The sequence below is a fragment of the Paenibacillus oryzisoli genome (assembly GCF_050467285.1).
Classification (GTDB): domain Bacteria; phylum Bacillota; class Bacilli; order Paenibacillales; family NBRC-103111; genus Paenibacillus_E; species Paenibacillus_E oryzisoli_A.
Map to the genome: position 1 here is coordinate 50,342 of NZ_JBCMUN010000003.1, position 13,629 is coordinate 63,970.

Annotated in this window: 16 protein-coding genes and 1 rRNA gene; 4 read left to right on the forward strand and 13 right to left on the reverse strand. The window is 53.9% G+C overall.

Translation table 11 applies throughout. The features are described 5' to 3' along the window. Positions 1-171: 171 nt before the first annotated feature. Positions 172-915, forward strand: coding sequence for an ABC transporter ATP-binding protein (locus tag ABE504_RS04510; RefSeq protein ID WP_430085094.1), 744 nt, complete (start codon positions 172-174; stop codon positions 913-915). Next, complete coding sequence (locus ABE504_RS04515) at positions 912-2,144, forward strand: ABC transporter permease (RefSeq protein WP_430085097.1); 1,233 nt, start codon at positions 912-914, stop codon at positions 2,142-2,144. The genes ABE504_RS04510 and ABE504_RS04515 overlap by 4 nt, the downstream gene beginning before the upstream one ends. On the opposite strand, the gene ABE504_RS04520 is transcribed toward ABE504_RS04515, so the two are convergent. Next, positions 2,130-2,897 carry a TatD family hydrolase gene (locus tag ABE504_RS04520; RefSeq protein WP_430085100.1) on the reverse strand — a complete coding sequence of 256 codons (768 nt, stop codon included), beginning with the start codon at positions 2,895-2,897 and terminating at the stop codon, positions 2,130-2,132. The genes ABE504_RS04515 and ABE504_RS04520 overlap by 15 nt on opposite strands. Before the next feature lie 24 nt (positions 2,898-2,921). Beyond that, positions 2,922-4,199: an HD domain-containing protein gene (locus tag ABE504_RS04525; RefSeq protein WP_430085103.1), complete on the reverse strand. Its 1,278-nt coding sequence runs from the start codon at positions 4,197-4,199 to the stop codon at positions 2,922-2,924. Between the two features lie 420 nt (positions 4,200-4,619). On the opposite strand from ABE504_RS04525, the gene ABE504_RS04530 reads away from it, so the two are divergent. Continuing rightward, complete coding sequence (locus ABE504_RS04530) at positions 4,620-4,874, forward strand: AbrB/MazE/SpoVT family DNA-binding domain-containing protein (protein ID WP_126142869.1); 255 nt, start codon at positions 4,620-4,622, stop codon at positions 4,872-4,874. A gap of 410 nt (positions 4,875-5,284) precedes the next feature. On the opposite strand, the gene rsmI is transcribed toward ABE504_RS04530, so the two are convergent. From rsmI to ABE504_RS04580, 10 genes are all read right to left on the reverse strand, one after another. Next, a complete protein-coding gene (rsmI, locus tag ABE504_RS04535) occupies positions 5,285-6,169 on the reverse strand; it encodes a 16S rRNA (cytidine(1402)-2'-O)-methyltransferase (RefSeq protein WP_430085106.1) in 885 nt (294 codons plus the stop codon). Positions 6,170-6,171: 2 nt separating this feature from the next. Then, positions 6,172-6,969: a tRNA1(Val) (adenine(37)-N6)-methyltransferase gene (locus tag ABE504_RS04540; protein ID WP_430085108.1), complete on the reverse strand. Its 798-nt coding sequence runs from the start codon at positions 6,967-6,969 to the stop codon at positions 6,172-6,174. 129 nt (positions 6,970-7,098) lie between these two features. After that, a complete protein-coding gene (gene yabA, locus ABE504_RS04545) occupies positions 7,099-7,443 on the reverse strand; it encodes a DNA replication initiation control protein YabA (RefSeq protein WP_430085111.1) in 345 nt (114 codons plus the stop codon). A 53-nt stretch (positions 7,444-7,496) separates the two neighbouring features. Next, the gene (locus ABE504_RS04550; protein WP_430085114.1) at positions 7,497-8,300 is read right to left on the reverse strand and encodes a PSP1 domain-containing protein; all 804 of its coding nucleotides are present in this window, start codon (positions 8,298-8,300) and stop codon (positions 7,497-7,499) included. Between the two features lies 1 nt (position 8,301). Further along, on the reverse strand, positions 8,302-9,279 hold the full coding sequence (holB, locus tag ABE504_RS04555; protein ID WP_430085117.1) for a DNA polymerase III subunit delta': 978 nt from the start codon (positions 9,277-9,279) through the stop codon (positions 8,302-8,304). Between the two features lie 17 nt (positions 9,280-9,296). Beyond that, positions 9,297-9,743: a YaaR family protein gene (locus ABE504_RS04560; protein WP_430075067.1), complete on the reverse strand. Its 447-nt coding sequence runs from the start codon at positions 9,741-9,743 to the stop codon at positions 9,297-9,299. A gap of 35 nt (positions 9,744-9,778) precedes the next feature. Further along, the gene (locus ABE504_RS04565) at positions 9,779-10,108 is read right to left on the reverse strand and encodes a cyclic-di-AMP receptor (protein ID WP_430085121.1); all 330 of its coding nucleotides are present in this window, start codon (positions 10,106-10,108) and stop codon (positions 9,779-9,781) included. A gap of 46 nt (positions 10,109-10,154) precedes the next feature. After that, complete coding sequence (gene tmk / locus ABE504_RS04570; RefSeq protein ID WP_430085124.1) at positions 10,155-10,808, reverse strand: dTMP kinase; 654 nt, start codon at positions 10,806-10,808, stop codon at positions 10,155-10,157. A 41-nt stretch (positions 10,809-10,849) separates the two neighbouring features. Then, positions 10,850-12,379, reverse strand: coding sequence for an aminotransferase class I/II-fold pyridoxal phosphate-dependent enzyme (locus tag ABE504_RS04575; protein ID WP_430085127.1), 1,530 nt, complete (start codon positions 12,377-12,379; stop codon positions 10,850-10,852). A gap of 104 nt (positions 12,380-12,483) precedes the next feature. Then, entirely contained in the window at positions 12,484-12,684 is a 201-nt protein-coding gene (locus ABE504_RS04580; RefSeq protein WP_126142878.1) for a sigma factor G inhibitor Gin, read from the reverse strand. Positions 12,685-12,817: 133 nt separating this feature from the next. Here ABE504_RS04580 and ABE504_RS04585 point away from each other — a divergent pair, with 133 nt between their 5' ends. Then, positions 12,818-13,345, forward strand: a complete 528-nt coding sequence (locus ABE504_RS04585; RefSeq protein WP_430085131.1) for a hypothetical protein — start codon at positions 12,818-12,820, stop codon at positions 13,343-13,345. An 86-nt stretch (positions 13,346-13,431) separates the two neighbouring features. Here the strand turns inward: ABE504_RS04585 and rrf are convergent. Beyond that, a 5S ribosomal RNA gene (gene rrf / locus ABE504_RS04590) occupies positions 13,432-13,548 on the reverse strand. Positions 13,549-13,629: the final 81 nt, after the last annotated feature.

Genomic DNA, 13,629 nt, shown 5'->3' on the forward strand with positions numbered 1-13,629 from the left:
TTTAAATATAACACGACTATTTCTGCTCGAAACTCATTATAACGTACCCATACTAACTTTTTTACACTTCCGCCATCAAAACTAGGCGAAAAAACGAATTTTGTTTATAATAAATTTGGCATGAAAACCGTATAAAATACCAATATTTTGCTGATTAGGGAGGCAATTGAGATGGGCCCGATGTTGCAAGTAAACGCTTTATTTGGGGGCTACTTACCGAACAAACCCGTCCTTCATGACCTCACGTTTTCCGTTCGCCGGGGAGAGATGATGGGCCTGATCGGACTCAACGGTGCGGGGAAAAGCACCACGATCAAACATATTCTCGGACTCCTGCAGCCCAGCCGTGGGACGATCCGCATAAACGGCATCACGCTTTCTGAAGCGCCGATTCCGTATCGTTCAACTTTCGCTTATGTGCCGGAGAGTCCGGAGCTGTATGAAGAACTCACCATTCAGGAGCATTTAGAGCTGACCGCCATGGCTTATGGCTTAACGCAGCAGGAATATGAAACCCGTTCCGCGGTCCTGCTGGAGCAGTTCCAGATGAAAGACAAGCTGCGAAGCTTCGCCAGTCATCTATCCAAGGGCATGCGTCAGAAGGTGATGATCATGAACGCTTTTTTGATCGAGCCGTCACTCTATATCATTGATGAACCGTTCCTCGGCCTGGACCCGCTCGCAATTCGTTCCTTGCTGGAACTGATGGTGCGAATGAAAAACAAAGGCGCCTCATTCCTCATCTCCTCACACATTTTGTCTACAATTGAAAAATATTGCGACAACTACGTCGTCCTCCATCGCGGCCATATGGTCGCGCAGGGAGATTTGGTCGAATTGCGCGAGCAGACCAGGATGCCGGGTGCGTCGCTGGACGACATCTTCTATCAACTTGTGCAAGGAGATGCGCCATGAGCCTACCGTCCTTCCGAGCCCAAGCCTTATGGCAGCGGCGCTTTCACTATTATATGAAAGAAGCGATCGGCTATTGGCAGTACGCGGCGCGCAGCAATTTTCTCGGCTTCCTGTTGTTTCTTGTCATCGTTTCTTCCTACTATTATGCAAAAATATTACAGCGTCTTCCGACAGATTATCCCTATCTGTGGGTCGTCCTTCTGCTGCTCGTGCCGTTCACCGCATCCAGCCCGATCCGCACCCTGACGCGCAGCGCCGATCGCATGTTCCTGCTCCGCGTCGAGCACGAGATGGGCGCGTACTTTCGCAGCGCCATGCGCTACAGCTTGTCGCTGCAAGCCGCGTGGCAGACGATCGCGCTGGTCGCCGTGTGGCCGCTCTACCATCACTGCACGGGCGCCGGCAGCGGCGACTTCCTGCTGATGCTGGCGCTGCTGCTCCTGTTCAAGCTCGCGAACGGCCTCGCCTCCTGGCAGGAGAGCCGCTGGGTCCGCGAGCAGGCGCGGCGCCTCTCCGCGGGTCTCCGCTGGGCGGCCACGCTGGGGCTCGTTGCGATCCAGTTCGCGTACGGTCCGGTCTGGGCCGGACTTAGTGCACTCGCGCTAGTCGTGCTGTGGCTGGGGTTGACACGCCCCGTCCATAAATACTGGATCGGCTGGGATTACCTGATCGCCCGTGAAAAACAGCAGCAAGCGAGGCTGTACGCTTTCTTCAACTGGTTCGTCGACGTGCCGCAGCTGCCAACGCGAATAACCCGGCGCGCATGGCTGGCCGGGCTGACAACATGGATTCCGTTTCGACAACAGTCGTCTTTCTTCTATTTATATATGAAAACGCTGCTGCGCACCGAGATGTTCAGCATCCTCCTGCGCATCACCGCCATCGGCGTGCTGGCGGTTGCCGTCTCCGACAGCCTGACGACCGGCGGCGTCATTTTCTTCATCACACTCGCCGTCTCCCTCATGCAGCTGTCCACGCTTGAGCGTGCGCACCGCTACACGTTCTGGCTCGAGATGTACCCGCTCGATCCGGCGCATAAGCCCGGCTCGCTCGCCTTCCTCATCTGGCTGGTGCAGCTCGCCCAGCTGTGCCTGCTCGCGATCCCGCTGCTCGTGCACGCGCCGCTAAAAGCGCTGCTCGTTCCGCTGGCCGCGCTCGCGTTCATCTCGCTGGCGTGCGGCGTTTTCCTCCGCCGCAAGTTCAAAAAGAACGCGCTACTTGAGGCCTAGCAGCGCCATCGCATTGCGGGTCGTAATCGTCGCAATCTCTTCGAGCGTCAGGCCGCGAATCTCCGCGGCCGTCTCCGCGACCAAGCGCACGTACGCCGATTCGTTGCGCTTGCCCCGAAACGGATGCGGCGTGAGGTATGGCGCATCCGTCTCGATCAGCAGGCGGTCGAGCGGCACCTGCGCCAGCACTTCCTTCGGCTGCTTCGCATTCTTAAAGGTGACCGGCCCGCCGAAGGAGATGTGAAAATTCATATCCAGACACTGCTTGGCCGTCTCCCAGCTCCCGGAGAAGCAGTGCATGATGCCGCCGACTTCGGCGGCTTTTTCTTCTTTTAAAATCTGCAAAATGTCCTGATGCGCATCCCGGTTATGAATCACAATCGGCATGCCCAGCTTGCGCGCCAGCCGGATCTGCTCGCGGAACACCCGCTGCTGCACGTCCTTCGGCGACTTGTCCCAGTAGTAGTCCAGACCGATTTCCCCGATGGCGACGACCTTCTCGTGCTTGCACAGTTCCTCGATCCAATCGAGATCCCCGGGCATCATATCTATCGCATCGACAGGATGCCAGCCGACTGTGGTATAGATGAAATCGTACTTCTCCGCCAGCTCAATCGAGCTCGGAATCGTCTCCCGGTTGAACCCTACGTTTACCATTCGGGTAACACCTGCCTCCAGCGCGCGCTGAATCACCTCCGCTTGATCTTCGTTAAATTGTTCGGCATTTAAGTGTGTATGTGAATCTGTCAGCATGATAACGCTCCTTGTATGTATAATTTAATCCCGCTCTCCCAGCAGTGCCCACAGCTCCGGATACTTCTCGACGCTAAGGCGCTCTAACAGCTCCTCCGGGTAGTAGACGCGATGCTTGCCCATCTGAATGCCGCTGATCGACTGCACAATCTCCGATAGCTGGGAAATTTCCGTTAGCCTCTCCTTATGATCCAGCAGCAGAATCGGGAAGTTCTCGTCAGGCTCTCCAGGCCTGTACACGTCGTAAGACTGCTTGGAAGGGAAATCGATTTCCATATAGTACATCGGGTCAAAACCCGCCTCCGCCATGACCTGCTCCATCCGCTGGATCAGCGCTTGATCGCCCGGTTCAAACGTGCTGTATTTATACAGCTTGCGGTCCAGGAACCGGCGGCAAAGATCGCGCAGAATCCCGTCCTTTTCCTGACTCCAGAAGATCAGCATCGTCTGCATGACGGATTCATCGAGCAGCAGGTAGTCGCTCAGCGAAATATTTTGCTGGATGAGGTGCAGAATCGGCTCGACCATGAACCCGAACGTGTACCCTTCCTCGTACAGATGCTTCGCCCGGGCGAACACTTTGTGCAGCCCGATCTCCGCACTCCGCGTCACCGGATGGAAGTACACCTGCCAATACATCTGATACCGGGACATCAAGTAGTCTTCCACGGCATGCATGCCGCTTTCCTTGACCACAATATGCCCTTTATACGGCCGAATCACCCGCAAAATGCGTTCCAAATCGAAAGTGCCATAATTCACACCGGTAAAATAAGCATCGCGCAGCAAGTAATCCATCCGATCGGCATCGAGCTGCGAGGAGACGAGGCTCACGACAATTTCCTTGTCGTACGATTTGCAGATGACGCCGGCCACTTTCTTCGGAAAATCCGGTGACACCGCGCTCAGCACCCGGTTCACCTCCGTGTCGCCGAGCACAATGCGGCAGGACCAGTCCTCGTGTCGGGTGCCGAACGCTTTTTCAATCGAGTGGGAAAAAGGGCCGTGCCCCAAATCGTGCAGCAGCGCCGCGCAAAGGCAGAGCAGCCGCTCTTCCTGCGGCCAATCCTCATAATGATTGCGTTCGAATTGGGAAATGATTTTGCGCGTAATCTCATACACGCCCAGGGAGTGCGAGAATCGGCTGTGCTCGGCGCCATGGAACGTCAGAAAGGATGTCCCCAATTGGCGGATCCGGCGCAGTCGCTGAAACTCTCGGGTATTGATCAAATCCCAAATCGTGGCGTCCTGCACGTAAATATATTTGTGTACAGGGTCTTTAAACACTTTTTCTTCTTTCATGTCGGGGGCCTCCTTTGTATACATGATCTATCGGTAAACGCTGCCGTCCTCGAAAGGATGGCGAAGCTGCTTATCTTTATACAATTCGACAAAGCTGCGAGAGTCCCGTAGATTTATGTCGAATAGTGTCGAAATCAAACTTCCAATTTACGTTTTTCTTCTTCTCTCTCAACAGTGCGGACACCCTGCTTCCTCTCAAGGCTCCTATGTAAGATACCCTTTACAAAACCCTGTAATGAAGAGGGATTTCGGTTTTTTGAAACTGTCACAAAAGGATGAACACTTTCAAATTTCTCCTTCCAGACGGCTAAAAACCAGTTGACTATTTTGGGAATGGTTGGTATCATTAGGTTATCAAATATGTCGAATCGTGACGATCTTGATAAAAATTTTATAAAATCGCAAAGGAGATTCATATAGATGATGAAATCTACAGGTATCGTGAGAAAAGTGGATGAACTGGGCCGTGTTGTTATTCCGATCGAGCTGCGCCGCACACTGGGCATTGGCGAGAAGGACGCTCTGGAAATTTATGTGGACGGCGAGCGCATTATGTTGAAGAAATATGAGCCGGCTTGTATCTTCTGCGGCAACGCGGAAAGTGTTACTTATTTCAAGGGAAAAATTGTTTGCCATATTTGTTTAGCAGAAATGCCAACACCTGTGACAAAATAAGAAAAGTAGTATATAATAGAAGTAAGCAGTACTCATCCTATTGGTAATTCTAACCTTTTTCATATCTCCTCTAATCTCTAATTCGTCGGTCTTTCGGGGCCTGTGAATTAGAGATCTTTTTTTGTCCGGAAAAATCGTCTAACGGTTGCCCCTGCGCCTATTTGACTCAATATGCTGCTTTTCCAACTTTAGCGGTTGCCACAACGCTTGTTGGCCGATATGCCAGCGAAATCTCGTCGATTTCATGTAAATAGCCGCTGTGGCAACCGTTATATGATGTATTGTCCGTTTTTCGATGAAATAGGCTCGCTGGCAACTGTTACGTTCTTTCACAGCATCTCCCCCTGCAAAAAGAGGGCGGTCGGCCTCTAAGAAAGGCCCGCCAAGCCTCTAAACCCGAAGCGGCGTCTTCAGCGCTCCAGCAAAGCATTATACACATCGCGCTTCGCCAAGCCGCGATCCACCGCCACCTGCTTCATCGCATCCTTCCGGCTGCTCCCTCGCTGTTCGTAATGCGCGACGTGCTCTTCGAGCGACTTCGCTTCCCACCAGCGGTCCGCCGCTTCCTGCGCGGCGGCCGCCGACACGCCTTCGGCGATGAGGCAGTACTCGCCCTGCGGCGGGTACGCCTCCAAGTGCGCCAGGCACTCGGCGATCGTGCCGCGCACAAATTCCTCGTACCGCTTCGTCAACTCGCGGGCGAGGACAACCTTGCGCTCCGCGCCCCACACTTCCGCCATGCGCGCAAGGGTTTTGTCGACGCGGTGCGGCGACTCATAGAACAGCATGGTCGCTTGCTCCTGCTGCAGCCCTTCCAGCACCTTCGTCTGATCCTTTTTCTCCCGCGGGAGAAATCCGACGAAGGTAAAGCGCTCGGTCGGCAGGCCGGAGGCGATCAGCGCCGACAAAGCCGCATTAGCGCCGGGGATCGGCACGACCGGCGCGCCGGCCTCCACGGCCATTCGGACCAGGTCATACCCTGGGTCCGAAATGGCCGGCAGGCCCGCATCGCTCACCAGCGCGATGCTCTGCCCTTCAAGCAGCAAGCGAACGAGTTCGGGGCCGCTTGCCTGCTTGTTGTGTTCGTGATAGCTGACCAGTCGCGTGGCGACGTCAAAATGGGTCAGCAGCTTGCGCGATTGCCGCGTGTCCTCCGCGGCAATCAAATCCACTTCCTTCAGCGTGCGCACCGCGCGGAAGGTCATGTCCTCCAGGTTGCCGATCGGCGTCGCAACCAGATAGAGCGTGCCGACGCCGCCCGCGTCGCCGTAGCTTTTTTGTATCGTTACCGTCACGGTTACTCCCTCATTTCCGATAATTCAGCTGCGTCTTCTTCCGCAAACGCCAGCGCACTTCGGCCGCCGTAGTAGATCTCCTGCAGCTCCTGGCAATAGTCTTTCTCCGTTGCATACACGATCAGCGGCGGCAGCGTGCGAATCTCCGGCTTGCCGTCCTTGATGCCCTCGATGAGCACCATCATCGCTTCCTCGCCGGCGCGGGCGTGCACAAAGCGAATCCGCTTCGGCTCAATCCGGTACTGCCGCATGAGCGTGCAAATATCGACGAGCCGCGTCGGCCGGTGCACCATCGCCACCTTGCCGCCGGCTTTCACTTGCTTGGCGCATGCTGCGATCACATCCTCAAGCGTGCAGTGAATCTCATGCCGCGCCGCAGCGAAATGCGCATTCGTGTTCTGCTCGCCGTTCGGCACCGGCAGATACGGCGGATTGACCGTAACCGCATCGAATTGCCCATGGCCTAGCTCGCTTTGGATCGTTTTCAAATCCCCCTGCACCATGTGCAGCCTGCCTTCCAGGCCGTTCAGCGCCGCGTTGCGCTTCGCCATATCCGCGAGCCGCTCCTGAATTTCCACGCCCCAGATGTCCGCCCGCGTCCGTGTCGAGAGCAGCAGCGGCACGACGCCGTTACCCGTGCATAGATCGAGCACGCGCCCTTTCGGCGGCACCGAAGCGAAGCGCCCAAGGAGCACGGCATCCATCGAGAAGCTGAACACCTCGTCGCTTTGAATAATTTTCATATCATACGTTAATAAATCATCAATTCGTTCTGTTGAACGGAGCTCCACATGCTTCATGCGTAATTCAATACGTCCTTTCGTACATTGCGCTAGTTAGGGAGCTTTCCGAAATTACCGCCCACTTCATTTCGGAAAGTCTCCTTATGGAAAAAAACCGTAAGGGCAACCCCTACGGCGCATTCACACTTATTTATTTAAGAAGGATAAGCAGAACAAACAATCTCCCTCGGTCCGTAGATGGCCGTAATACACATTGCAAATATGAAAACCTTCATTATATAGACGGTTCAAATTATCGTACCCGGCCCCTGGAAGCGGAACAGGCTCCACCGTATGCTTCACCGGCTCCGCCGCTGTTACCGTCTCTTCTTGACGAATGAGCTTGCGGAGCTGATGGTTCTCAATGCTTAACCGCTTATTTTCTTCGATGAGCGAAATAATCTGCTTCTTCAAGGCGCCTAATTCGGCGTACGTGGCACCCATTCGCTCTTCGATTTCATCCATTTGTCCGAAAATATCATGTTTATCCACGCTTTCACCTCTAACGCCTTGTATGCTTATTGGCCAGCGCCTCCCAGGCAAATCTATTCTTGTTCGACCACATCGTCAAAGGGCAGATCCAACGCCTTGCCGAGATCGAAAAGCTGCACTTTCGCCGTGCGCTCCTTAACGTTCAGTGACAGCACCTTGCCGTTACCATACGATGTAATCACGAAACGTCCGACAGTCGGCAAGGAATCCTTGGCACTTTCGTAGTTGTCGTGCTCATACTTCAGGCAGCACATTAACCGCCCGCACAAGCCGGAAATCTTCGTCGGATTCAGGCTCAAATTCTGGTCCTTGGCCATCTTGATCGACACCGGCTCAAAGTCGCCTAGAAACGACGAACAGCAAAGGATACGGCCGCATGGCCCGATTCCGCCCAGCATCTTCGCCTCGTCACGAACCCCGATCTGACGGAGCTCGATTCTTGTCCGGAAAATGCTCGCCAAGTCCTTGACCAGCTCCCGAAAATCGACGCGGCCTTCCGCCGTGAAATAAAAAATAATTTTATTACGATCGAACGTATACTCCACGTCGACTAGCTTCATCTTAAGGTTGTGGTCGCGAATTTTATCGTGGCACGTCTGAAAAGCATCCTTGGCCGCCCGTTTATTATCTTCGACCAAATCCGCATCGGCGTCATCCGCAATCCGGATCACTTTCTTGAGCGGCAGAACAACGTCGTTCTCTTTGACCGTCTTTTTGCCAACCACGACTTTACCATACTCGACACCGCGCGCAGTCTCTACGATCACGGCGCTTTCTTTCTCAATTGGCAGATCAATCGGATCAAAATAATATATTTTACCCGCTTTCTTGAAGCGGACGCCTACAACTGAATACATCTTACACCCCCTGCATCTCCACGAGCATTTTCTCGATCACCAGCTGGCTATTCGCATTGAAACGCAGGCGCTTCTGAATCTCTACAGCCTGCTCTATCATTCGCACCCAAGCCGATACGTCCCGACTGAATGCGAGGGAGCTCATCCAGTCCAGCTGATCGTGATATACGAGCTTGTCTCTGCGTTCCAAACGCAGCTGTACCATATCTTTAAACCAGAGGATCAACAAATCGAACAACGTCGGAATGTGATCCGCCAGCTCTGTTTTCACAATTCGCTGCTGCACCGTAATCATGGAAGTCGGATAACGCGTCAGCGTCTCCTTCGCTAATTGTAACACTACGCTTCTCATTTCTGCAAACCAATTTGAGGCGATCAAATCTCTGGCCGCCTGAAGTCCCGCTGTCATATGCACGGCAGGATGCGCCAAGGCTGCGGGCAAGCCTTCTTCTAACAACTGCAGCAGCATCTGCTCTCTCGGCATCGGTGTAAACTGAATCCACTGCGCTCGCGACTGAATCGTCGGCAACAGGGCATTGCCATTTTCCGTAATCAAAATCGCGACGACGCGAGACGTCGGCTCCTCCAGAAACTTCAGCAAGGAGTTGGCCGCTTGCACCGTCATTTTATCCGCGTGTTCAATCACATAAATCTTCGTACCCGAAGCTGTCGCCCGGTAAGCAAATTCCTTCTGCAGCTCGCGAATCTGTTCGATCTTGATCGAGGCGCCTTCCGGTGCCACCATGTGCAGATCAGGATGATTGCCATGCTCGACTTTCCGGCATTCCAAACATTCACCGCAGGCGTCATCGACGCCATGCTGGCAGTAAATCGCTTTCGCCAGTGCCTTCGCCATCTCCGCACGGCCTGTCCCCACAGGTCCGCTGAAAATGTACGCATGCGACAGCTTGTCCTGGCGCAGCCCGTTTTGCAGAAGCCGTTTGGCCGCTTCTTGCCCTGGTATGGCATTAAAGGACATTTCGCAACCGCTCCATCCTAAAATAACAAGTTAATCAGCATCCCTCGGATTTCACCGATTCTTTGCAAAATCTCGATGCGCCCCTGCTCCGTTTCCAGCAGTTCATCCGCTAGCGAGAGCAGTGTCTGATCAATCTCATCCAAAATTTTATACCGCTTCGAACGGCCGCGGCGATCCCAGCCTTTCGTATCCCTTAGCGTCACGCCTCGACGGGCCGTTTCCTCCAAAAACTGGCGGATCAGCAGCTTGTATTGCAGAAGCTCCCGCACCGTCATCGCTCTCGACAAGCGATCTCCTTGGAGATTAATCTGCTGCGCCATGCGGCTGAGCTGCTCCTGCGTCACTTTCTCGTCATGCTGGAGCATCATGTCCGCAAAATTCCGGGGGGCCAGCTGCGGCGGTGCGGCGTTCTCATTCACTTTGACATTTTTACCGATGGGCTGCCACCCCGGATTAATTTTCAAGACGCATCCATCCTCGCGCGTTAATCTACTTTATGTTAAAAGTGCTCGAACCGCTCAACCGGCAGTACGAAAACCGCCGCCCCGCCCACCTGGACTTCGACAGGGAACGGAATATACGAATCGGTCGTGCCGCCCATTGGCGAAACCGGTGTCACGAGCTGCTCCCGAATTTTACAATTTGCACGGATTACTTGCATCACTTCCTGTATCCGGTCATCCTCCGTACCAATCATAAAGGTCGTATTCCCCGCACGCAAAAATCCACCTGTACTTGCCAGCTTCGTTGCTCTAAAGCCTTCTTTAATCAATGCGTTGGAGAGACGGTTGCTATCTTTATCTTGTACTACGGCTACGACAAGTTTCATAAAGTGATGCCTCCTCTTATTATAAACTAAGATTGCTATTCCCGCTTTAGACGGAAATATGTTCCTTGAGCAGCTGCTCGCAATCCTGCCGAATATCTGCGGCAATCGCGTCCTCGCTGCGATGAGCATCAATCACGCACACTCTGGCCGGATTGTCGGCCGCAATCGCGTGAAACCCTTCCCGCACCCTACTGTGATAAGCGGCGTGTTTCTGTTCGATGCGGTCAAGCCCTTGCCCTGCCGCGGCGGAAGCACGTTGCTGCAGCCTGCTGAGGCTGACCTCAACCGGCACATCGAGCAAATAAGTGCGCGTGGCTTGCAAGCCGGAACTCGCAAACGCCGAGATTGCTTTGACCTGCTCCGCCGCAATCCCGAGCCCGTGCGCCTGATAGGCGACACTCGCGTCGATGAAGCGATCGCAAAGCACGATTTTCCCCGCTTGCAGCGCCGGAATAATCAACTCATGCACATGCTGCGCCCTGGAAGCTGCGTACAGCAGCACTTCCGCCTGATCCACCATCTCCCGGTGAGCCGGATCTAGAATAATACTGCGAATCTTATCGCTGATCACGGTCCCGCCCGGCTCCCTCGTCACAAGGATGTCGTACCCCTGCTCTTTCAGTTCCTCGGCCAATCGTTTAAGCTGTGTCGTTTTTCCGGCGCCGTCCGGCCCTTCAAACGTAATGAAAATTCCGTTCACGTCTTCCTCCTGCTACTGCTACTGCAAACGCTGCCTAGCTGTTATTTCGTGATAGGTTTGTATATTCGCAACTGCTTCGTGTGTCCAAAATCGGTCCCTTGAAACCTGATGCCATGCCCCTGCAGGGCGATTAGCGCTTCTACGCTTGAGGCCGTAATCACTTCTCCCGGATACAAATACGGAATGCCCGGCGGATAAGGAATGACCATGTCCGCGGAATAGTGACCAATCGCTTCATGCGCATCTACCTCACTATAGACGTTCTCAGAACCAGCCCCCTGCCGCCCTACATTTCTTGCAAAAGCGACCGGAGAAGAGATGGGTGTGTAGTAGGGTAATTTAAGTATATTCGAGATAGGCGCCTGAAGTTCCTGCTTCTCCCTCCCGATGTCCCGACAAATGTTGTCCAGCGCCTCGGCTGCGCGGAGCATTTCCTCCTCCGAGGTAGCCGGTGTGAACACAAGCAGCACCAGATGGCCATCCGTCATTTCCACGTAACAGCCCTGAGCTTCGAGCCGATCTTTCAGCTGCGAGCCGGTGAGTGTGCGAGTCTGATCGTAGATCGTGATTTTAAAAGGATCCGCTGTTTCGTGCGAACTTTCCCCTTCGGCGACCGGAAAATGCTGCGGGAAATAGCCGATGACGCCTGTGGCTCCGAGTCGCTCGCGGAACGCTTGCACCGTGGTGAGTCCCTGCGCGATCCACGCAGCGCCTTCCGTGTGCAAGCGCTGCCGCGCCAAGTCGAGCGACGCCATGATGGGATACGACGGGCTCGAGCTTTGCAGCATCGCCAACATTTGTCGGACCGCGCTGCGATCGATACGCGGCCCTTGTACATGCAGCATCGCGCCCATGGTCATCGCGGTCAGCATTTTATGCGTGGATTGTACCACCGCATCCGCCCCTTGCGACAGCGCCGACGCCGGCAGCGCTTCGTGAAAGCCGTAATGCGCGCCGTGCGCCTCATCTACCAGCAAAAGCTTATCATTTGCATGCAGCAGCTCGGCAAATGGCGTCAAATCTATCCCCATCCCGTAATAATTGGGATTGGTGAGTAAAAGCGCTTTCGCGGTCGGGTAGAGACGGATGGCCTCCTGGACATCCTCGAGCCGCAAGCCCGCGGCCACCCCCGACGCCTCATGTACCCGAGGCGCAATGAACACCGCCTTGGCCTGGGCCAGCATCAGGCCATGCAGCACCGACTTGTGCACGTTCCGCTGCACAAGGATCAAGTCCCCTGGCGCGCACGTCGCCAGGATCATCGCCAGGTTGCCGGCCGTACTCCCGCCAACCAGAAAAAACGTCTCCTCCGCGCCAAAGCACGCCGCGGCGAGCTGCTCCGCCTCCATAATCGCCTCCTCCGGATGATGGAGGTCGTCCAGCCCTGTGATCTCCGTATAATCAATGGACATGATGTCCTGATAAAATCGCTTCGCTTCCCCGGTCAACCCCTGACCGGATTTATGGCCTGGCACATGGAAGCTGGCCGGCCGCTTCGCATGGTGTGCCTTCATCGCTTCGAATAGCGGAGCGCGGCTCACGTCATCTTTTCCAAACTGCCATCTGTCCATTTATCTCTGCTCCCCATGACATGTGCATGTCCACTTCTACTGACTCTATAGTAGTGGATTCCGGCCTAAAAAACAAAAAAGCTTCTTCCAAGAAGAAGCCTCATCTAATTCATATAGTGCCGCGAGTTTCCGGAAACAAAAGCTTTCTTCATCTGACTCACGAAAAACGGATATTTCTTATCGCTCACCGACGTTTTCACAATCTCATTGCTGCAGCTGTCACAAATGAACGCCGTCACAATATGAATGCCGCCCATTTTATGCTGCTCACAAATCATGCATAGACCAATCCGGCTCTCCTCCATGTGATCACCTCTCACCTTTTATCACTATTATATCCCTTTCTCGATTCTCCTAAACTAGCTTATCCCTTATAATATGGAAGAAAGCTGCCGATATATCCTTATATTCGCTTATTAGCCCCGGAGGTCACACCTTATGCCAACCATGCAGGAATCACAATTATCCAAGCAATCCACCATCTACAGCTACACCCTCGCCAAACGCATCTATCATTCCTGGTATAAAATCGTGCTCTATCTCGCCATCATCCTGCTGGCCGTTTCCTATAAATTCGACTCTAGCAATCTGCTGCCCATGCTGGTCAGTTATCCGTTAGTGCTCATTTTTCATACACTGCTGATACGAGCTTATTTTCAATTCACCATCGGCATGGCCATGCGCGGTTGGTCCTATCGCTTCGGCGTATTCTGGGCGGGTTTTCTGCCTGACGGCCATGCGTCGATCAAGCTTGTGAACACCGTTCTGCAGCAACTGCTCTGGATCGGGCTTGCCCTCATCGCGCTGCTGTACCCATGGATTCCGAACAGCTGGCTGTTCTACCTGCTGGTATTCCACTGCTGGATGCTGATGCCGCGGTTGTGGTTCATGCTTCGCTTTCGGCCTTATCGTAAAGCCGGACTTGTAAAAATCACAAGCACGGATACGTCCTGCTATCTTCAATAAACTAAACCCGCCAGGCATGTCCTGACGGGTTTTCTGATATAGAAAAAAGCCTTACTCAGATTTCTCTAAGTAAGGCTCTTTCAATCGCTTGGCAACGTTCTACTCTCCCAGAACCCTGCGGTTCAAGTACCATTGACGCTGGAGGGCTTAACGGTCGTGTTCGAGATGGGAACGCGTGGGTCCCCTCCGCCATCATCACCAAACAGTACTGCTTCATCAAGGCTTGCACCTTGAAAACTAGATACGAAACGTTGCTTTAACTTTAGGTTTGTGTTGTTTATTGG